Here is a 20820-nt window from a genome sequence, read left to right as displayed (position 1 = left end):
TCAGCCGGCCCCGCCGCCGACGGTGACCACCGTGGCGTACCGGGTGCGGGCGATCGTGGCGTAGTCGCCGCGGCACTCCAGGTCGGCCAGGGACGCCTCGATCTCCTTGGTGAGGCCGGTCTTCGCCTCGGCCGCGCTGACCGTCTCGCCGTTCATCACCGGCGCGTTGATCAGGTCGTAGACGCCGTTGTCGATCAGTCCGGGCTCGGTCGAGGCGACCTTGTAGCCCTTGCCGCGCAGGCAGTCGCCGTACTGCTGGGCGGCCTTCACGACGGCCGGGTCGGTGCGGAACTTCTCGTAGGCGCGCTTGTTCTCGGCCTGCTGGTCCGGGTCGGCCGAGCCGAAGATCTTCTCGTAGGCGGCGTCGGAGCAGCCCGGCTCGGTGCGGCCCTCCTTGGCGTCGGAGCCCAGCGCGGCGTCCCACGCCTTCTGCCGGGCCGGGTCGAGCGCCTCACGGATCTTGTTGTTCGGGTTGTTGCCCGGCCGCATCTCCGGGAGCTTGACCATCGGGTCGTCCGGGAAGAGTTTGGCGCTGTAGATGCCGAAGCCGTACTTCTGCCGGTACTGCCGCAGCTCGTCGTCGGTCTTGAGCAGGCTCGACGGGCCGGTGAAATCGGCCGATCGGGAACCCATCTGGAGCGGCGGCGGGACCTCGTACTGGAAGCCCTTCTCCTTCATGCAGTCGGCGATCAGCTTCTCGGCGTTCTGCCGCTTGGTCGTCTCGTCGGAGACGTCGCTCAGGGTTGTACCGGCCGATGCGCCGGCCGCAGCGGCGCCGGCCGGCGCGTCGGTGCTCGCGTCGGTGCTTCCGCAGCCGGTGAGCAGGGTCAGGCCGGCGAACGTCGCGGCCAGGGAGATCAAGGAACGTCGCATGCCAGGAACTATCCGAGAACGGGCATTCCGGGACTGTAAGCGATCTCCTTACAACTTCTTTACGCCTCCGGGAACGTGACGTCGATCCGCAGGCCGTCGCGGCCCGCGGACGTGCCGGTGATGGCGCCGTCATGGGCGTGCACGATCGAACGGGCGATGGTCAGGCCCAGGCCGACGCCGCCGCTGTGGTCGATGCGGGCCCCGTTGAGACGGCGGAACGGTTCGAACAGGCCGGCGACGGTTTCCGGTGGCACGTCGTCGCCGGTGTTCTCGACGATCAGCGCGGGATCGTCGCCGACGGTGACGGTGATCGTGCCGCCCGGGCGGTTGTACTTGATCGCGTTCTGCACCAGGTTGGTGATCAGTCGCTCGAGCAGGACACGTTCGCCGATCACGACGCGGGGCCGCAGATCCGTGCTGATCGTGAGGTGACTCTGAGCAGCCCGGCTGTGGTGCTCGGCGACGACCGCGCCGGCGATCTCGTCGAGCCGCAGCGCACTGCGTGAGGCCAGGCCGCGGTCGCTTTCGCTGAGCACGAGCAGCGCTTCGATCAGGCGTACGTTGCGCTCGTTGGTCTCCAGCAGCTGCTCGGTCAGGACGGCGAGCTTCTCCGGACTCGGCCCGCGCGCCAGGCCGACTTCGATCAGTGTGCGCTGCACCGCGAGCGGCGTGCGCAGCTCGTGCGACGCGTCCGCGGCGAACCGGCGTTGCGACTCGTAGCCGACCGCGACCCGGCTGATCATGTCGTTGACCGCGTCGGCGAGTTCGGCCATCTCGCCGCGACGTGAGCCGCTGCGGATGCGATAGGCGAAGTTCTGCGGTCCCAGGCTCCTGATCTGCGTGGCCAGCTCACGGATCGGCCCGACCGCCCAGCGCAGCCCGAACAGCGCGGCGACCGCCAGCACCAGAAAGACAACCATCAGCATGAGACGGTACGAGTTGTCGACCTCCACGCCGGCCCGGCAGGCGACCGTCGGGGAGACGCTGCCGTCAGCGCCGACGCAGAGGCGGTAGACCGCCCGCCGCATCCAGTCGCCCATTCCCTCGGCGGCCTCCCGCGACAGGTAGGCGCCGGTCATCAGCAGGACGCAGACGAGCGCCGCTCGCCGCAACGGCGATCCGAGCCTCATGAGCCGAGCCGGTATCCCACGCGCGGCACCGTGTGGATCACCGGAGGATCGCCGAGCTTCTTGCGTAATGTCATGACCGTGACCCGGACGGTGTTGGTGAACGGGTCCGCGTGCTCGTCCCAGGCCTGTTCGAGCAGGTCCTCGGCGCTGACCACCGTGCCGTCGGCGCGGAGCAGGACCCGGAGCACCGCGAACTCCTTCGGTGTCAGCCGCAGCGGCAGCCCGTCGCGGGACGCGGTGTGCCGGGGGACGTCGAGCACGATGCCGTCGCGTTCCAGAACCGGTTTCTGCGCCTGGTTCGCCCGCCGGCCCAGCGCCTGCACCCGGGCCACCAGCTCGGCGAACGCGAACGGTTTCGTCAGATAGTCGTCGGCGCCGAGCCCCAGCCCTTCGACCCGGTCACGGATCCCGGCCGCCGCGGTCAGCAGCAGCACCCGGGTGTCCAGGCCGGTGTCGACGACGTGGCGGCACACCTCGTCGCCGGTCGCGCCGGGCATGTCCCGGTCGAGGACCGCGACGTCGTACCGGTTCACCGTGATCCGTTCCAGCGCCGCGTCACCGTCGTAGACCACGTCGACGGCCATCGCGAAATCCCGCAATCCGTCGGCGACCGTGTCAGCCAGGATCCGTTCGTCGTCGGCGACAAGTACGCGCACGCCAGCACCACCCCCGACCGGACTGTCGCAGGATCAGCATAAAAGTTCGATAAGCGGTGCTCACCGTGGTTGGCCGCTCACGAGCCACGAAGCCCCCTGAGCTGGTACGGCATGCTTGGGGCCGACGCTTCGGCCGGACGAGGAGAATGTGACGGTGAGTATCGATTCACGGCGGGAGGGAACACCGGGCCGGTCGCTGGGTGAGCGGCTGCGGCAGGCGCGTTCCCGGGCGTTCGTCGGCCGCGAGGAGCAGGTGGCCGCGTTCGGGGCCGCGTTGCGCGACGACCCGTCCGCCGCGCTCGTCTTCTACCTGCACGGTCCCGGCGGGGTGGGCAAGTCGACGCTGGTCCGGCACCTCACGGACCAGGCGCGGCACGCGAACCGGCTGGTCATCGAGTTGGACGGCCGGTTCGTCAGCCGGTCGACGGCCGACTTCGAGCAGGCCGCACAGGGGCTGTTCGACAGGCCGGACGCGGTGCTCGTCGTCGACTCGTTCGAGCACTGCCAGTGGCTGGAGACCTGGCTGTGGCAGCGGTTCCTGCCCCGGATCGCGGACGGCGCGCTGGTGGTGCTGGCCGGGCGGCAGGCGCCGGCGGTCGAGTGGACGGCGGATCCGGGCTGGGCGGGCGCGCTGCACGTCGCCGAGCTGGGCCCGCTGAGCGAGGAGCAGGCCCGGCGGCTGCTGGCCGTCAACGGCGTCCGGCCGGAGAGCATGGACGAGGTCCTGCGGTTCGCCGGCGGCAACCCGCTGGCGCTGTCGCTGGCCGCCGCGGTCGACTCGGCACGCGCCGGCTCGGCACAGGAGTGGTCCCCGTCGGCCGAGACACTCGGCACGCTGATCGCCGGTCTGATCGGGGAGATGCCGTCGCCGGACCATCGGCGTGCGCTGGAGGTGGCCGCCCAGGCGTACCACACCACGGAGCAGTTGCTGCAGGCGGCGCTGCCCGAGCAGGACGCGCACGAGCTGTTCGCCTGGCTGCGGGGCCTGCCGTTCATGGAGAGCACCGCGCACGGGTGTCATCCGCACGACGCGGCACGGGAGTCGGTGGTGGCCGACCTGCGGTGGCGGGCGCCGGACGCGTTCCAGGCCATGAAACGGCGGCTCTCGGCCGAATACCTGCGTCAGATCCGTGAACTGCCGGAGCACCAGGCCCTCGGTGTCATGAGTCAGCTGTACTACCTGTTCCGGGACCAGAGGAACATCCGGGAGGTGTTCACGTGGGCCCGTACCGGGCAGGTGCAGGACGACCCGCTGCGCCCGGAGGACATCGAGACGGTCGTGCGGATGGCCCGCGAGACGGAGGGGCCCGAGTCGGCCGAGCTCGTGCGGTACTGGATCGGCCGGCAACCCGACGGCTTCAGCGTCTACCGCTCGATCGACACCGGTGAGGCGGTGGCGTTCGGCGGGCGGATCGACCTGGCGGCGCCGCCGGATCCGCAGGACATCGCGGTCGATCCGGTGGTCGCCGCAGCCTGGGAGCACTGCAACAGCACGGCCCCGCCGGCGCCCGGTGAGTACATCGCGATCACCCGGTTCCTCATCTGTCCCGGGGCTTATCAGGTCCCGTCCCCGGTGACCGAGCTGCATCACTCCCGGGTGCAGGCGACCGCGGCGCGCAGCCGTGGTGGCATGGCCCAAGGCATGATCGTTCTGCACGACACCGAGCTGTGGGGCCGCCTGCTCCGTGGCGCTCTCACCGACGCCGGCGTGCGGCCCCGGGTGGGCGACCGGACCTACGGACTGTTCGTCACCGACTGGCGGCAGGTGCCGTTCGAGATGTGGCTGGACAACATCCTCGACGAGTCGGACCGGCCCGCGACGGCGTCGGCGCAGATCACCCGTCCCGAGTTCGACCAGGCGGTCCGCGAGACCCTGCAGAACTGGCGTTCGCCGCGCGCGTTCGCGCTCAGCGAGCTGCTGAAGTCGAGGCTGGTGGCGGACGCGGTCGACCCGGTGGCCGACCTGCGCGCGCTGATCCAGCAGACCGTCGACGAGGTCGGCCGGGACGCCAAGCTGATCAAAGCGCGGGAGGCGCTGGTCGCCACGTACTTCTCCGGGGCGCCCACCCAGGAGGCCGCGGCCCGCCGGGCCGGCATGTCGTTCAGCACCTACCGCCGGCACCTGCGCCAGGGCATCGACACGGTGTGCTCGGTGCTGTGGGACATGCAGTTGCGCGGCCGGGGCGACCAGGGCTGAACACCCGTGGACAGCAGTTGACCATGCGGTTGACAACCGCGATCCGAGACGGTGGTAGCCGCACCGGAGATCCGGTGCGGCTACCGCAATTGCTTGAGGAGACGTGACATGGGTGTCACCGGCATCGACGAGAACGCGGCTGTCGTCGCGCGCCACGAGTTCCGTATCGAGGCTCCGATCGGCCGGGTGTGGGCCCTGCACACGGATGTGAACCGATGGACCACCTGGCAGAGCGACATCGACAGCGCGGATGCCGACGGCCCGCTGCAGCTCGGCTCGACGTTCCACTGGAGCACCGCCGGCCTGCGGATCGCCTCCACGGTCTACGCCATCGACGCGCCTCGCCGGGTCCTCTGGGGCGGCCCGGCTCAGGGCATCATCGGCATCCACGAGTGGACCTTCACGGCCGACGGTGACGCGACGGTCTTGACCACGGCCGAGTCCTGGGACGGGCGGCAGGTGCGCGCCGACATCGAGACCATGCGCCGCGCCCTCGACGCCTCCCTGCTCTCCTGGCTCGACCTGCTCCGCCGGACCGCTGAGAAGCCCGGTCAGCCCGAGGTCACGGTACGAGCGAGGTGAGCGTGCCGCCCTCCACCTTCAGGGCCGCGCCCGTGGTGGCGGGGGCCAGCTCGGAGCTGGTGAACAGGATCAGGTTGGCGACCTCGGAGGGCTCGATCAGGCGCTGGAGAAGCGATGTGGGCCGGAAGCGGGCGATGAATTCGCGCTGGGCGGCGTCGAAGGACTCGGCCTCGGGGATGAGCGCGGTGACGTACTCCTCGATGCCCTCGGTGTGGGTCGGGCCGGGGAGGACCGAGTTGACGGTGACACCGGTGCCGGCCGCCGCCTTGGCGAGGCCGCTGGCGATCGCGAGCAGGGCGGTCTTGGTCACCCCGTAATGCACCATGTCGAGCGGCGTGTCGATCGCCGTCTCGCTGGAGACGAACACGACGCGGCCGAATCCGCGCGCCATCATGCCGGGCAGGTATTGACGGGCCAGCCGTACGCCGCTGAGCACGTTGACCTCGAAGAACCGGCGCCACTCCTCGTCGGAGATCTCGAGGACCGGCGTGGAGGCGAAGATGCCGGTGTTGTTGACCAGCACGTCGACCGCCGGCACCGCCTCCAGCAGGGTCGCCGCGCCTTCCGCGGTGGACACGTCGGCGGCGACGGTGACGAGGTCGGCGCCCGGCACCTTCGCCCGGATGCTCTCGGCTGCCGCCTTGAGGCGGGTCTCGTCCCGTCCGTTGAGAACGGTCCGGGCGCCGGCCCGGGCGAAACCCTCGGCGGTGGCCAGGCCGATGCCGAGCGTCGAGCCGGTGACCAGGACGGTACGGCCGGTGAAGTCGATCTGCATGATCATCCTTGCGTTTGAGACGGAACGTTCTCACTCATGATGTGACGGAGCGTTCTCTCTGTCAAAGTTGTGGGAGAGAGCGTTCCGTCACATACTGGGAAGCGGGCAAGGTGATCAGCGGGAGGGCTCGTGGCCAGACGATCGTCGGAGCAGACGCGACGGCACATCCTGGACGTCGCCGGGGACCTCTTCTACGCCCGTGGCGCGCGGGCTGTCGGGATGGACCTGGTCATCAAGACGGCCGAGGTCGCCAACGCGACCCTCTACCGGCAGTTCCCGACGAAGGACGAGTTGCTCACGGCGTACCTGGTCGATCGGAACACCGGATGGTGGGAGCGACTGCGGGTGGCGACCGACGGCGTACCCGATGCTCGTGATCGTCTTCTTGCCCTGGTCGACATGACCGTGGACGACATGCGGCAGCCGGGGTATCGGGGCTGCGCCACCCTCAACGTCACGAGCGAGTTCCCGGACGAGTCACACCCGGCCCATCAGGCGGCGTTGGCCCATAAACGCGAGGTGCTGCACTGGCTGCGGGAGCAGGCCGCGCAGGCGGGGGCCGCGAACCCGGACGCGCTGGCCGACCAGTTGATGATCGTCCTGGACGGCGCGCAGGTCCTGGCCGCGGCCATGGGTCCGGAAGGCCCTTCGAGCCGGATGCGAGCGCTGGTCGAAGGGCTGCTTCCGAAGGTCTGACAGGGGACGTTACGGCAGCTCGGAAGGGCGGTGCTCGGTGGTGCCGGCGCCGCTGTGAACGATGATGGTGAAGGTGTCTGTGCCCTCGCCGCCCTCGGGGCCGGGCCACCAGGCGCCCCACCAGCCGCCGCGCACACTGGCCTGGAACGTCCTGCCGTTGTCCAGCCGGATCTCCACAGCGGTGACGTCCGGAGCGGCCAGACCCACCACGTTCGACCACATGCCGTCGCCCTCACCGGCGGAGCTCATCGTCTCCAAGTTGACCGTTCCGGCCGGGGGCGCGGGTAGCGGCTTGCCGGCGGTCAAGCCCATCGAGGCGACCTGGTCCTTGCCCACGATCAGGCATTCGACGACGTCACCGCTGGTCTTTCGCATGATGAGCAGGGTCGCGTCGCCACGCTGCTCGGCGAGGATCACGTCGGACGGGCGCACCGTCGCCGACGAGCCGCCGACCTCGCCGCTTCCGCAGATCTCGGCCTGCGTCATGACTTGATCTCCAGTTCGGGACGTCGGCATCGCGGTCCAGGAGGCCACGGCCTTCTCGGCGGCGCCGGGCACCAGGATCGGCACGGCGACGACCGCGGCGAGGCCGGCTGCCACCGCCACCGCGCCGATGGTGATCCAGCGGCGGGCCGGGGACCGCCGGACGGCTCCGGACCCCTGGCCCGACATGATGCGCTCCACCGCCGCCCGAGAGCGGGCCCACTGCATCTCCGTGGGCTCGGTGCCTCGTGCGGGGTCGAGGACGGCGAGGCGGTTGAGGTCGTTCAGGCTTTCGTCCACGACTGCTCCTGGAAGGTGTGTGCGTGCGAGGAGGTGGCGCCGGCGGGCTCGAGGGCGGCGTGCAGCCGCTTGCGGGCGCGGGCGAGGCGCATCGTGAAGGCGGATCGGCGGCAGCCCAGGACGGTGGCGGCCTGCTCGTTGGTCAGGTCGTCGAACGCGACCAGGGCGAGCACCTCACGATCCGCCGCGCTCAGCGTCTGCCAGGCACGTTGCAGGTCGAGGCGGGCGGTCAGGCCGGTCGCCGGGTCAGGGGTGGCGTCGTTGCCGGCCGCGGTCAGCCGCACATCGAGCGCCCGGCGGCGCAGCCACCCGCGGGTGCGGTTCGCCATCGTCTTGCGGGCGACCGCGAACAACCACGGCCGGGCGTCCTCGGGCAGTTCCGTGCGCCGCCGCCAGGCGGTGAGGTACACCGTCGAGACGATGTCCTCGGCGTCGTCGGCGGGGACACGCCGCTCCACGAACCGGAGCAGGTCGGCGAAGGTGTGCTGATGTAACGCACGGAACCAGTCTTCGGCTCCGTCCGGCTGCGGCCCGGTCATCCGGGTGATCCAGGGTGGTTCATGCTCCCTACCTGTCCGGGACGACGCAGACTGCCACACCGTCGCTCCCACAAAGATGCGCACAGGGCCTCGATGCCCTGGCGCAGATGCCGGCGGTAGGTGCTGAACGACATGCCGGCCCGTCGCGCGGCGGCCTCCTGGGTCGGTGCGCCGGAGAAGTACGAGGCGACGACCGCCTCGTGCGCCTTCATCGTCCGGGCATCGGCGCCCAGGTCGTCGACGGTCTGTTCGATCAGAGAACGTAGTCCGGTGACCGGGTCGGCGGCGTCCGCGACGAGGGAGGACTTCAGGAGATCCGTGACGGCGAAGGCGCGCGGCGACCGCCACTGCTGCAACGCCTGCCGGACCGCTGAGTCGAAGGCCTCCCGTGTCATGCCGGCGGGCGTCGCCGGCGCGGGGGCGTCGGTGGTGGCGATGATCTGGCTGAGCCACGTCTCGAACGGCGTCCGGCGCCAATCGTTGACCAGGAGACCATAGGTCCTTCCGCCGACCTCGGGCCGCAGGCCGGGATCGGTGAGGACGCCGCGGTACCGCCGGGCCCAGGCGTCGACGTCCTGATAGACGAACATCCCGTAGGCGCGGTTGCGGCTGCGGGAGATCTCCAGATGGGTACGGGAATTGCACAGGGTGACGACCGGCGAGGGAATCTGGTACGCGTCGGGGTAGACGCAGAAGCGAGTCATCGCGATGTGCTCGTCGGGCGCCGGCGGCGCCGTCTCGTTGCAGTACCTCCAGGCCGCCGCGACGATCGGATCCACGGCGACGTCCTCTGGATCGGCCGGCGCGGGCAGGATCAGCCGGGCGGCGAAGGCGATGATCCGGGCGCTGCCGGCCATCCGGTAGACGCTGAACGCCCCCGGCTGCCTGCCGGTCCAGTAGCGGACGAGCTCGGCGGACTCGGGACCTTCGCACTCGGCCGCCATGCCGAGGACGGTGTCGACGTCCTCGGGCCGCAGCGGATCGTCCTGCACGTCACCCTTGCGCGACCAGACCCAGGTCTCGCCGACCGCTTCGACGTCGCGGAACAGGTAGTAGAGCTGGCTGCTGACACGTGCCGCGCGGTCCTCGGGGGCCTCCCGGATCTGTCGCAGGTATTCGGCCAGCAGACGCTGCCGCATCGTGGTGAAGGCGCCGGGCGCCCGCCATCGCAGGTCGGCGGAGACGGCTTCGCGGGCGGCGTCGTGCGGGTAGATCCCGTACGGCGTGGTCTCCATGAACGGCAACCCGCGTAACCAGGCGAACAACGGCTGCGGGTCCTGCCCGGGCAACGCCGCCTGGAGGAGTTCCTCGGTCGTCGTGTACGCCTGAGCGGCCACCTCGAGAGCCCGGCGGTGTTCCGGTGACGGCACCTCGCCGATCAGCCCAGCGATCAGGGTATGCAGCGTCTCGGCCGACGAGGACCAGCCGCGTGCCGTACCCGGCTGTGCCCGGTCCACCGCGGCGGCCAGCGAGAGAGCGAGCGGGTTGCCGCCCGCGAACCGGATGACGGCCTCCTCGTTCTCCGGCCGGACGCCGTTGACGGTGAGGAGCCTGCGCGCTTCCGTCCCGGTGAGCGGACCGAGTTCGGTGACATACAGCGCTCCCGCCCATCCGGGGTCCGATGTCCATTCGGCCGACGGCGACTCCCGGCCGGCGAGGACGACCAGGGCGCCGTCGGCGATCCGGGGCAGGAACAGCTGCCACAGCCAGGTCTCCAGCCACTGGCAGTGCTCGAACGAGTCCACGATCAGGACGGTGCCGGGCTGGTCGAGCACCGCCTGCGCGGACTCCTCGAACTCGGCGGTGGAGCCGCTGACGAAGCGTCCGTCGATCTCGATGATCAGGCGTCCGGCCTGCCGGGCGGCATCGGCAAGCCGCCGGACCAGGGTCGACTTGCCGATACCGCCGGGTCCGTGCACGTAGAGGACGGGCGCCGCGGCGGGATCCTGGCGCAGTGCCGCGTCGAACGCCGCCAGTTCGTCGCGCCGTCCGACGAAGGCCTCGGCGCGCGCCCGGGCCAGCCTCTCCCGCAGCGAAGGAACAGGCGATGGTCGAGAAGGCGATGGTCGAGAAGGCGATGGTCGAGTGTCCGTGCTCATGGTTCGTCCCCCGGTTGTGATGGCGCGTCCGTTGCCAAGCCTTCCCGCGCGCGGGTGATCAGCGCGTCGGCGAAAGCCGCCTATCGCCGGCGACGGACCGGCGCCGTGGGATCGGTCCGGCCTTCGGCTGTCGGTGTCGCATGCCCGTCGGATACCGTGCTGACCTGCACTTGGTGATTTCTTGGAGTCGGATGTCGGCGCGATGGTGAGGCTGCGGGTACTCGGAACGATCGAGGCGATCGTCGACGGGAGGCCTGTCGATCTCGGCGGCCCTCGGCAGCGCGCCGTTCTGGCGATCCTCCTCACCCGGCGGGGCGGTGTCGTCTCCACGGAACAGTTGCTGGAGTGGACGTGGGGCGGCGAACCACCGGGTAAGGCGATCACCTCGCTCCAGGCGTACATCTCGAATCTTCGCCGTGTGCTGGAACCGGATCGCGCACCGCACGCCCCGGCGCAGTTCCTGGTGCGGTCCGCGCCCGGGTACGCCCTGCGGCTTCCCGCGGACGCCGTCGACGCCTGGCGGTTCGAGTCGGTGATCTCCGCGGCGCACACGGCGGAGCCGGAGGCCGCGTGGCAGATGCTGACCGAGGCGCTCGGCTGGTGGGCCGGCCCGGCATACGGCCCGTTCCGGGACGAGCCGTGGGCGATCGCGGAAGCAGCGCGCCTGGACGGGCTGCATCTGACCGCCCGTGAGGCGCTGATCGAGGCCGCGTCGGCGACCGGCCGGTTCGCCGAGGCGGTGGCGGCCGCCGAGCTTCTCACCCCCGGGCATCCGCTGCGGGAGGAGAGCCGGCGGTTGCTCGCGGCGGGCCCGTCGCGGACCAGCAGGCGCCACGGCGAGCCGCTGAGCGACGGATCAGGACCCACGGCGGCGGAGGTCACGGTGCGCCGCAACAGACATCTCCGGGGCCGTGACCGTGAGCTGACCGCGCTGACCGAGATGCGGACCCGGGCCCTCGGTGGCGTCGGTGGCGCGCTCGTCGTACGGGGTACGGCCGGCATCGGCAAGACATCGCTGATCGAGCAGGTCGTCGCGTCGGCGGCCGGCCTGCGCGTGCTGCGTGCGACGGGCGTCGAGTTCGAGGTGGGCCTCCCGTATTCCGGACTGCTGCAGCTGCTCAGCCCGCTCACCGGCGGGTACGACAGCCTGCCCGTCCCGCAGCGGCACGCCCTCGAGGTCGCGGCGGGCCGCCGGGAAGGAGCCCGTCCGGATCTGGCCCTGGTGGCGATGGCGACGTTGACGTTGCTGTCCGCTCACGCCCAGGACGGCCCGCTGCTGGCGGTGATCGACGACGCCCAGTGGCTCGACCAGTCCAGCGCCCGCGTGCTCGCCTTCGTCGGCAGGCGTCTCGCCACCGAACCGATCATGCTGCTGTTCGGTGTCCGCGAGCCCGCTGCGAGCAACGATCTCGCGGCGCTCCCGGCCCTGCCGGTGGGTGAGATCGCCGACGCCGACGCGCGGTTGCTGCTCGCCGACGCGCTGCCGGTGCCGTTGGAGGACCGGGTGGCGGCCCGGATCCTCGCCGAGTCACGGGGCAACCCGCTGACCCTGCTCGAACTGGCCCGTACCGCAGGGCCGCACATGCTGGCCGGGGGATTCGACCGGCCGGTGTCCGGCGGCGCCTCCGAGGAGCTGTTCCGCGCCGACCTGGCCGGACTGCCCGAGGCGACCCGGCTGTTGCTGCTGGTGGCCGCGGCGGAACCGCTCGGCGACCCCGGTCTGCTCTGGTCGGCCGCCCGGGTGCTGGGCCTGGCCCCGGAGGAACTCACGCCGGCCGAGGACGGCGGGCTGGTCAGCGTGGATCTGCAAGTGCGGTTCCGGCATCCCCTGGTCCGATCCGCCGCCTACCACAGTGCGAGCGTCTCCGATCGTCGCCGGGCACACCTCGCTCTGGCCGAGGCGACGGACCCGGCCGCCGACCCGGACCGTCATGTCTGGCACCGGGCACTGGCCGCCACCGGCACCGACGAGCCGCTCGCGGCGGAGCTGGCGCTCGCGGCACAACGGGTCCGTGCCCGGGGTGGCGTCGCGGCGGCCGCCGTGTTCCTCGAGCACGCGGCCCGGCTGACACCCGACCCGTGGCAGCGCCGCGAGCGCGTGCTGACCGCGGCGACCGATCGGCTGGAGTCCGGCGCGCCCGCCGAGGCCCAGCGGCTGCTCTCCACCGTCGACGCCGGCGGGCACGCGGCGACACAGGCCCGCATGGAGTTGCTGCGTGGCCGGATCGCCTTCGCCCAGTTGCGTGGCAAGGACGCCGCGGAGCCGCTGCGACGTGCCGCCGAGCTGCTGGAACCACTCAACCCGGGGCTGGCCCGCGAGGTGCACCTGGACGCCTTGACGGCTGCGACAGCCATCGGCGCGCTCGGCGGCGTCTCGCTGCGGGAGGCGGTGCGCTTCGCCCGCGGCGCGGTGCGGCCCACCGGCCCTGCCACCACCGCTGACCTGCTGCTGGACGGGTTGATCGCGGTGCTCGGCGGGGACCATCCGGCGGGGCTCGACCTGTTCCGGCAGGCGGTCGCCCGTTCCACCGACGACGACTGGCCGTCCCGGCTCAAGTTCGCCGCCGCGGTGATGTGGGAGCTGTGGGACCTCACCTCGTACGAACGCCTGCTCGATCGTCAGATCGCCCGGGCACGAGCGGTCGGCAATCTCACCCGCCTGCCCGACGCGCTGGACACGATGGCCGGGGTCTACCTGCGGCAGGGCAGATTCGCCGAGGCCGCCTCGGTGCTGGAGCAGGCCGGCGAACTGGCCGGTATCGCCGGCACGGCGCCGGGCTATCCGCAGCTCGTTCTCGCCGCCTGGACGGGGGATCCCGGCACGGTCGCGCTGTTCGACGCCGCGGTGGCGAACGCCACCGCACGCGGCGAGGGACTTTTCGTCGGGTACGCCCATTACGCCCTCGCCGGCTACCACAACGGACGGGGTGACTACGCCGCCGCAGCCCGCGCGGCTGCCTTCGCCGACCGGCACCTCGACTTCGGTTTCCGTGGCATCGCCCTGCGGGAGTTGGTCGAGGCCGCCGCCCGTGCCGGTGACCGGACCACGGCGGAGCAGGCGTGTGAGCGGCTGCGGATCCGCACCGGCCCGGCCGGCACCGATTTCGCGAGCGGGACGCAGGCCCTCTGCGCGGCGCTGACCACAACCGGCGACGACGCCGACACCGAGTTCCGGGTCGCGCTGGAGGCCCTCGGCCGCAGCGGCCTGCGCGCGGACCACGCGCGTGCCGAGCTGCTCTATGGCGAGTGGCTGCGGCGGGAGGGCCGCCGCACCGACGCCCGCGGGCACCTGCGGAGCGCACACGCCGCGCTGCTGGAGATGGGCGCCGACGGGTTCGCCCGTCGCGCGGCCCGCGAGATGGCGGCCACCGGGGAACGGGCGCGCAGTCGCTCGGCCCAGGCGGGAACCGGGCTGACCGGGCAGGAACTGACGATCGCCCGTCTGGTGGCCGGCGGCGCCACCTCCAAGGAGGTCTCCGCCGAGCTGTTCGTCAGCCCGCGGACGGTCGACGCCCACCTGCGCAACATCTTCCGCAAGCTCGGCATCACCTCGCGCCGGCAATTAAGGGATCTGCCACAGTACGGCGAATTCGAGCACCGTCAGCAGTAACGCCACGGCCAGCAGAATCCCGCCCAGCGGCAGCCCCAGCAGGCGGCGGATGCCGGACAGGGCGGCATCGTCCGGGTCGTGCACGGCCGGCTCCGGCTCGGCCGGAGGAGGGCCGGCCGGCGGCTCCGGCGACTGATCTGTCTCGCTGTCGGTCAAGGCGTGGCCCATCGGTGTGTCGGTGTACCCGTGCGAGAAGACCGTCGCAAGAGGATGCCTCCGATCGCGTCGGCAGGAATCGCCTATCCGCGAGCACTCCCTGCTGGATAGGCGGACTTCGCCGACGCGACGAATCCCCCAGGACTGTGACCGTGGCAGTCGTCAGCAGCCCGGCTTCAGGACGCCCGGGCATGCCGAACTCGAGGGGGAAGATCGAGATGAGAGCGCACGAACGGCCGGGTCCGTCACTCGGCGAGAGACTCCGGCAGGCCCGCGCCCGCACCTTCGTCGGTCGTCATGACGAGGTGGCGGCGTTCGAGGCGGCACTGCGCGGCGATCCGCATGCCGCGGTTGTCCTCGCCGTGCACGGTCCGGGCGGGATCGGCAAGTCGACGCTGGTCCGGCGTCTCGCCGACGACGCGCGGCAGGCGGGACGCCTGGTCATCCCGATGGACGGCCGGTTCCTCGGCCGTTCAACCGCGGAGTTCGAGCAGAGCGCTCAGGTGCTGCTGGACCGGCCGGACGCGGTACTGCTGATCGACTCCTTCGAGCATTGTCAGTGGCTGGAGACCTGGCTGTGGCAGCGGTTCCTGCCACGGATCGCGGACGGTGCCCTGGTGGTGCTGGCCGGTCGCCGGACGCCTGCCACGGAGTGGGTCTCCGACCCCGGCTGGGCCGGTGCGATGCACGTGACCGAGCTCGGCCCGTTCGACGAGGGCCAAGCCCGTGAACTGCTGGCCATCAGCGGGGTGAGCCCGCACAGCGAGGACGCCGTCCTGCGGTTCGCCGGCGGCAACCCGCTGGCGCTGGCGCTGGCCGCGGCCGTGGACTCGGCACGGCCGGGCGCCGCCCAGCAGTGGTCGCCCTCCGGCGAGACGCTGCGCACGCTCGTCGCGGGACTGATCGGTGAGGTGCCGTCCCCGGATCACCGGCGTGCCCTGGAGGTCGCCGCCCAGGCGTACACCACCACCGAGGAGTTGCTGCACACCGCGTTGCCGGGGGCGGACGCGCAGGAGTTGTTCGACTGGTTGCGCGCGCTGCCGTTCATGGAGACCACGCCGTACGGGATCCATCCGCACGACGCCGCCCGGGAGGCAGTGGCGGCGGATCTGCGGTGGCGGGCGCCGAACGCGTACACCGAGATGCGCCGCCGCTTGATGACCGAGTACCTGCGGCAGATCCGCGAGGCGCCCGAGGCGCAGGCGGCGCACGTCAGCAGCCGGCTGTACTACCTGTTCCGGGACGTGAAGGCGGTCGGCGAGATCTGGGTGTGGTCCCGTAACGGCGACATCCAGGACGACCCGATGCGGCCCGAGGACGTCGACACCCTGGTGCGGATGACCACCGAGTGCGAAGGCCCGGAGTCGGCCGAACTGCTCCGCTACTGGCTCGCCCGGCAGCCACAGGGAGTCAGCGTCTACCGGATGGCCGGCGACGACCGCATCATCGCGTTCGCGGCCCGATTGGTGCTCCCGGCGCCGGCCGACCCGCGGGACGTCGCGACCGACCCGGTCGTCGCGGCGGCCTGGGACTACAGCAACAGCACCGCACCGCCCGCCGAGGGCGAGCACATCGCGATGACCCGGTTCTGCGTCTACCCCGAGCACTACCAGGTGCCCTCTCCGGTGATCACCTTGTGCAACTCCCGGACCCAGCTGGAGATCGCCCGCAGCCGGGGCCGGGCCTTCGGCATGCTGGTCTATCAGGACGCCGAGACCTGGGCCAGGTTGTACAAGGGCACCCTCGCCGACACCGGCGCCCGGCCCCGGGTGGGCGACCGGACCTACGGACTGTTCGCCAACGACTGGCGGCAGGTCCCGTTCGAGGCGTGGCTCAACCACATCATCACGGCCACCGACGTGCCGGTTCCGGCGGCGCCGTCGGCGACCACCCGCGAGGCCTTCGACATCGGCGTCCGCGAGGCGCTGCGGAGCTGGCGTTCGCCGCGCACGTTCGCCGCCACGTCCCTGCTGAGGTCACGCCTGGTCGCGGACTCCAGCGATCCCGTCGCCGACCTGCGCGGGCTGCTGCGTCGAGCCGTCGACGACCTCGGTGACGACCCGCGGACCATCAAGGCGCATGAGACGGTCACCGCCACGTACTTCTCCGGGGCATCCACTCAGGAGTCCGCCGCTCGGCGGTCCGGGATGTCCTTCGGTACCTACCGCCGGCACCTGCGCCACGGCACCGAACTGGTCTGCGATGCGCTCCGCGCCTGGGAATTGCATGGCGTTCCCGCAGCTCAGAGCCGTGATGAACAGGACTGAACAGTGCTGAGCAGCTGATGACCACGCGGCTGAACAGCCACTGCGACCAGAGTTCATGGTGCGCCGGTGATCACCGGCTCGGACAGGCGGAATCACCGCCTCAACGATCTGGAGGATCGACATGAGCATCACCGAAGTCGACAAGAACGCCGCGGTAGTCGTCGAGCACGAGATCCGCATCGAGGCTCCGATCGACCGGGTCTGGGCGCTGCACACCGACGTCAACGGCTGGACCGGCTGGCAGACCGACGTCGACACCGCGTACGCGGAGGGCCCGCTGCAGGCCGGCGCCACCTTCCACTGGACGACCGCCGGGCTGTCGATCGCCTCCACGGTCTACGCGATCGACGCGCCGCACCGCATCCTCTGGGGCGGTCCGGCACAGGGCATCACCGGCATCCACGAGTGGACCTTCACCGCTGACGGCGACGCCACCATCGTGCGTACCGCCGAGTCCTGGGACGGCAACCCGGTCCGCGCCGACACCGAGAACCTGCGCCAGGCGCTCGACGCCTCGATCGCTTCCTGGCTCGAGTTGCTCCGCAAGACCGCCGAGAACAACGCCCGCTGAAAGGAGCACCGTCATGTCCACTCTCTCCATCACCGCGACCGACCCGGTCGTGCCGGCCGACGACGAGGTGGCCCGGCCGCAGCAGAAGAGCAAGAAGCGCAAGATGCGCCGCCGGATCGCCAAGGGCCTGGCCTATCTGTCGCTGGCGATCACCGCGCTCCTCGTCCTGTCCGAGCCGTGGCTCCTGCTGCCGCTGATCACCTTCGTGGTCGCTCTCAGCCTCTGGGACTGACCCGCGGACAGGTGGGACGGCCGGCTTCCCCCGCCGGCTGTCCCACCCCGACCCCGACCCATCACGACAGCGTGAGGAGAAACCGTGGCTGAGCCGCTGTTCATCACTGACCTGCTGCTCGCGGCCTTCGCCGCGGTCAGCGCGATACCACTCGGCCTCCGGGCCGCCCGGGGCCGCCCGACGCGGTGGCCCCTGATCATCACGGTTCTGCTGGTCACCGCCCGCATGGCAGTGACGGCTCTTCTCGCTGCCGAGAACTGGCAGCTCGTCACCGACCGGGTCGTGATCGGCCTGCCGGCGGCCGTCCTGCCCCTGGTGGCGGCCCTCGCGGTGACCAGCCGGGCCGTGGCCCACCGGATCGCCGCGCAGATCGCGGCCGTGGGTGTCTTCGTCTCCGCCTACCTGGCCTGGGTTCCGCAGGATCCGGCCGCACGACCGCTGGCCGTCGCGATCGTCCTGGTCATCCTGGCCGCCACCGGGGTGGTGGCGTCCGCGCTGCTCTCCCGCAGGGGCGACGACGCCTCACCAGCCGCCCGGCTGCCATGGCTCACCGGGCTGACCACCCTCGCCCTGGTCGCCGCGATCGCGGCCCTCTACGTACAGAACCAGGCGCCGGCGTCGGCCGCCGGCCACGACCACCACGGCATCGACATCGCCACGCTGACCGGGCCTCGCCAGGGCTCGCCCGACGTCACGTTCACCCTGGTCGCGGCCCACGGCAAGATCAAACTCACGTCGGGTACGGAGATCGACGGGCTCACTCTCAACGGCAGCTCACCCGGTCCGGTGCTGCGAGCCCGCCAAGGGCAGCTCGTCGAGGTCACCCTGATCAACACCGACGTGACCGAGGGCGTCACCCTGCACTGGCACGGCGTCGACGTGCCCAACGCCGAGGACGGCGTGCCCGGACTCACCCAGGACGCCGTCCGGCCCGGCGGCCGGCACGTCTACCGATTCGTGCCCGACCGGAGCGGCACGTTCTGGTACCACACCCACCGCGACTCCACCGAGAACGTGGCGCGGGGCCTGTTCGGCGCCCTGCTGATCGACCCGCCCTCGGGCCCCGCGACCGGCACGACCCACGACACCACCCTGTTCACGCACCAGTGGCCCGGCGGCGAGGACCAGGTCAGCGCGCTCGGCACCGCGGACACCGCGTCCACCGAGCACGTCGCACCGCGGACGCCGGTGCGGCTGCGCCTGATCAACAGCTCGCAGGACCCGCAGCGGATCCAGATCACCGGAGCCGAGCACCGTGTCAGCGCCATCGACGGTAACGCGGTCCACGAACCCGGACCCCTGCCCAGCGGCGGAATGCTGCTGCTGGCGGCCGGTGGCCGGTACGACGTCAGCTTCCCGATGCCGGCCACACCGGTGATCGTCAGCCTGCACACCGACGGGTCGGCGACGGTCCCGACGCGGACCCTGACCCCGGGCGCCGGCGGCGCCGCGATCACGCCACCCACCGGCGACGGCCCGTTGTTCGATCCGACGCATTACGGCACACCTGACGCCACTCCGGGGCCGGCCGCGCCGACCCGTACCCAGAAATTTGTTCTGGACAACGGGTTCGGCTTCGCCAACGGCGGCTTCACCTGGGCGAACACGGTCAACGGCGCCTCGGCGCCGGCGATCCCCACGGTCATGGTCGACCTGGGCGACACGGTACGGGTGCGGATCACCAACCGCGGCATCATCGACCACCCGATGCACCTGCACGGGCATCGCGTCCGGGTGCTGTCCCGCAACGGCGCGACGGCCGACGGCAGTCCCTGGTGGACGGACACCCTCAACGTCGCGCCCGGTGAGACCTACGAGATCACCTTCACGGCCGACAACCCCGGCGTCTGGATGGACCACTGCCACAACTTCGAGCACGCCGCCGGCGGCATGCTCTGGCACCTCGCCTACACCGGCGTCGCCGCCCCGGCCCACCCCGCACACGACGCGGAATGACGGGAGACGAATTCATGACCACCACCATCGCGACGCGGTCACCACGACCGGCCATCGCCGCCCGGGCCGCGGTCCTCGCCTCGGCCAGCCTGACCATCATGGGCGCGGCGATCATCGCTCCCAGCCTGCCCGCCATGACCGTCGCCTACGCCGGCACCCCGGCCGCCGACGTCCTCGTCCGCCTGACCCTCACCGTGACGTCCCTGGCGATCGCCGTGACCGCCCCGGTGGCGGGCCTGCTCGCCGACCGGATCGGGCGCCGGCCGCTGCTGCTCAGCTCCCTGGCGCTGTACGCACTCGCCGGCACCGCCGGTTACCTGATCACGAACCTCGGGATCCTGATCGCCAGCCGGGCCCTGCTCGGCGCCGCCGTGGGCGGGGTCATGACCGCGGTCAGCACCGTCATCGCCGACTGGTTCGACGGACCGGAGCGGGCCAGATTCCTCGGGTTGCAGCAGGCCTCCGCCAGCCTCGGCGGGGTGGTGTTCCTGCCGCTGGCCGGCGTCCTGGCCGACGTCTCCTGGCGCTCACCGTTCCTGCTGTACGCCGTGGCCGCACTGATCCTGCCGGCTGCCGCGCTCTTCCTCAGAGAGTCCGCCCGGCGCACCGGCACGGCGAGCACTACCCCGGCCGTATCCCTCGCGACCGCCGGCACGAGCCGGGAGATCCCCGGGGTGTACGCCCTGGCGGCAGCCGCCACGGTGATCTTCTACATGGCGCCCACCCAGCTGCCCTTCTGGCTGACCACGTTCCACACCGGCACCGCGATGACCGGCGTGGTGATCGCCGGCAGCACGCTCACCGGCATCGTCGGCGCCCTTGCCTTCCCCCGGCTGCGGCAGCGCCTGCAGCCGGCCACGATCACCGCCCTGAGCATCGGTCTGCTCGGCGCCGGCTGGGCAGTCGCCGGAACCGCCGGTGTGCTGGCGCAGCTCGCGGTGGGCGTGCTCATCGGTGGCATCGGCGTCGGGCTCGTGGTGCCCAATCTGAACACCCGTCTCGCCGAGATCGCTTCCCCCGCTCAGCGTGGCCGCGTCCTCGGCGGGCTGGTCATGGCGATCTTCCTCGGGCAGTTCCTGTCGCCGCTGCTCATGCAGCCGGTCGTCGACGCGCTCGGCATCGCCGCGACCTTCACATACTCCGGCGCAGTCCTGCTCGCCGGTGCCGCAATGACCCTCACCGTCCGGGCCTTCCGGCGCTGAGAACCATCCACCCGTATCACGAAGGAGAAACAAGATGATCTACCACGGCAACCGTTTCAAGATCAAGGAAGGCGTCTCGGCGGAGGAGCTCGAGGTCGCGCTGGAGAGCCTGCGCAACCAGGGCCGGGTCATCCCGTCGGTGAAGTCGTTCGTCGTCGGCCCGGACTTCGGTGGCGAGTTCGAGTGGGGCGCGGTCTTCGTGATCGAGGACCTGGACGGCTACTGGGAGTACCTGACCCACCCGGCGCACTCGAACACGGACCGGGTCGGTCTCCCGCTGGTGGAGAAGTTCGAGTCGTACGACATCACCGACGACCTGGACCCGGAGATGGGCGCGAAGATCGCCGCGCTGCACAAGCGGCGGTACGAGAACGACGCCGAGCTGACCAAGCTCGTCGCCGATCTGCCCGAGTACACCGGCAGCAGCGCCCCGACCGCCACCAGCTGAGACACCCGCGAATCGGTCCGGGTCCGGTGCGTCACGCGCCGGACCCGG

Annotated in this window: 18 protein-coding genes; 10 read left to right on the top strand and 8 right to left on the bottom strand. The window is 71.2% G+C overall.

The annotated features are described in order from the left end of the window. From AMIS_RS39235 to AMIS_RS39225, 3 genes are read right to left on the bottom strand one after another with little or no spacing between them, the layout of a single operon-like run. Entirely contained in the window at positions 1–873 is an 873-nt protein-coding gene (locus tag AMIS_RS39235; RefSeq protein WP_014448049.1) for a hypothetical protein, read from the bottom strand. A gap of 59 nt (positions 874–932) precedes the next feature. Continuing rightward, entirely contained in the window at positions 933–2003 is a 1071-nt protein-coding gene (locus tag AMIS_RS39230; protein WP_014448048.1) for a sensor histidine kinase, read from the bottom strand. Next, positions 2000–2659 (bottom strand): response regulator transcription factor, encoded by a 660-nt coding sequence (locus AMIS_RS39225; protein WP_014448047.1) that lies wholly within the window; start codon positions 2657–2659, stop codon positions 2000–2002. The genes AMIS_RS39230 and AMIS_RS39225 overlap by 4 nt, the downstream gene beginning before the upstream one ends. Positions 2660–2813: 154 nt before the next feature. Here AMIS_RS39225 and AMIS_RS39220 point away from each other — a divergent pair, with 154 nt between their 5' ends. Together AMIS_RS39220 and AMIS_RS39215 are read left to right on the top strand one after the other, a co-directional pair. Continuing rightward, entirely contained in the window at positions 2814–4856 is a 2043-nt protein-coding gene (locus tag AMIS_RS39220) for an AAA family ATPase (RefSeq protein ID WP_231859183.1), read from the top strand. Between the two features lie 108 nt (positions 4857–4964). Beyond that, complete coding sequence (locus AMIS_RS39215; protein WP_014448045.1) at positions 4965–5438, top strand: SRPBCC family protein; 474 nt, start codon at positions 4965–4967, stop codon at positions 5436–5438. Here the strand turns inward: AMIS_RS39215 and AMIS_RS39210 are convergent. After that, the gene (locus AMIS_RS39210) at positions 5419–6213 is read right to left on the bottom strand and encodes an SDR family NAD(P)-dependent oxidoreductase (protein ID WP_014448044.1); all 795 of its coding nucleotides are present in this window, start codon (positions 6211–6213) and stop codon (positions 5419–5421) included. The two genes, AMIS_RS39215 and AMIS_RS39210, sit on opposite strands and share 20 nt — an antisense overlap. Before the next feature lie 129 nt (positions 6214–6342). Between AMIS_RS39210 and AMIS_RS39205 the strand changes: the two genes are divergently transcribed. Continuing rightward, positions 6343–6909 (top strand): TetR/AcrR family transcriptional regulator, encoded by a 567-nt coding sequence (locus AMIS_RS39205; RefSeq protein ID WP_014448043.1) that lies wholly within the window; start codon positions 6343–6345, stop codon positions 6907–6909. Positions 6910–6918: 9 nt separating this feature from the next. Here the strand turns inward: AMIS_RS39205 and AMIS_RS39200 are convergent, their stop codons facing one another. The 3 genes from AMIS_RS39200 to AMIS_RS39190 are packed head-to-tail and all read right to left on the bottom strand — an operon-like array spanning position 6919 to position 10330. Beyond that, complete coding sequence (locus AMIS_RS39200; RefSeq protein WP_041830350.1) at positions 6919–7692, bottom strand: hypothetical protein; 774 nt, start codon at positions 7690–7692, stop codon at positions 6919–6921. Then, positions 7677–8231, bottom strand: a complete 555-nt coding sequence (locus AMIS_RS39195) for an RNA polymerase sigma factor (protein ID WP_014448041.1) — start codon at positions 8229–8231, stop codon at positions 7677–7679. Before AMIS_RS39195 ends, AMIS_RS39200 begins: the two co-directional genes overlap by 16 nt. After that, positions 8228–10330, bottom strand: coding sequence for an ATP-binding protein (locus AMIS_RS39190; RefSeq protein ID WP_014448040.1), 2103 nt, complete (start codon positions 10328–10330; stop codon positions 8228–8230). Before AMIS_RS39190 ends, AMIS_RS39195 begins: the two co-directional genes overlap by 4 nt. Before the next feature lie 181 nt (positions 10331–10511). Between AMIS_RS39190 and AMIS_RS39185 the strand changes: the two genes are divergently transcribed. Next, on the top strand, positions 10512–13940 hold the full coding sequence (locus AMIS_RS39185) for an AAA family ATPase (protein WP_051042318.1): 3429 nt from the start codon (positions 10512–10514) through the stop codon (positions 13938–13940). Here the strand turns inward: AMIS_RS39185 and AMIS_RS41380 are convergent. Continuing rightward, positions 13893–14108 carry a hypothetical protein gene (locus tag AMIS_RS41380; protein WP_014448038.1) on the bottom strand — a complete coding sequence of 72 codons (216 nt, stop codon included), beginning with the start codon at positions 14106–14108 and terminating at the stop codon, positions 13893–13895. The genes AMIS_RS39185 and AMIS_RS41380 overlap by 48 nt on opposite strands. A 206-nt stretch (positions 14109–14314) precedes the next feature. Here AMIS_RS41380 and AMIS_RS39175 point away from each other — a divergent pair, with 206 nt between their 5' ends. The 6 genes from AMIS_RS39175 (at position 14315) to AMIS_RS39150 (ending at position 20772) form a co-directional block, all read left to right on the top strand. Next, entirely contained in the window at positions 14315–16363 is a 2049-nt protein-coding gene (locus AMIS_RS39175) for an ATP-binding protein (RefSeq protein ID WP_014448037.1), read from the top strand. Between the two features lie 121 nt (positions 16364–16484). Continuing rightward, positions 16485–16934 carry an SRPBCC family protein gene (locus AMIS_RS39170; RefSeq protein ID WP_014448036.1) on the top strand — a complete coding sequence of 150 codons (450 nt, stop codon included), beginning with the start codon at positions 16485–16487 and terminating at the stop codon, positions 16932–16934. 13 nt (positions 16935–16947) lie between these two features. Then, positions 16948–17166 carry a hypothetical protein gene (locus AMIS_RS39165; protein ID WP_014448035.1) on the top strand — a complete coding sequence of 73 codons (219 nt, stop codon included), beginning with the start codon at positions 16948–16950 and terminating at the stop codon, positions 17164–17166. A gap of 84 nt (positions 17167–17250) precedes the next feature. Next, on the top strand, positions 17251–19122 hold the full coding sequence (locus tag AMIS_RS39160; protein ID WP_014448034.1) for a multicopper oxidase family protein: 1872 nt from the start codon (positions 17251–17253) through the stop codon (positions 19120–19122). 14 nt (positions 19123–19136) lie between these two features. Further along, on the top strand, positions 19137–20324 hold the full coding sequence (locus AMIS_RS39155; protein WP_041830349.1) for an MFS transporter: 1188 nt from the start codon (positions 19137–19139) through the stop codon (positions 20322–20324). A 34-nt stretch (positions 20325–20358) separates the two neighbouring features. Beyond that, positions 20359–20772, top strand: coding sequence for a Dabb family protein (locus AMIS_RS39150; protein WP_014448032.1), 414 nt, complete (start codon positions 20359–20361; stop codon positions 20770–20772). Positions 20773–20820: the final 48 nt, after the last annotated feature.

Source organism: Actinoplanes missouriensis 431, from assembly GCF_000284295.1.
Lineage (GTDB): Bacteria > Actinomycetota > Actinomycetes > Mycobacteriales > Micromonosporaceae > Actinoplanes > Actinoplanes missouriensis.
The sequence above is the reverse complement of the archived record's forward strand: the minus strand, read 5'-3'. Positions and strand labels throughout refer to the sequence as shown.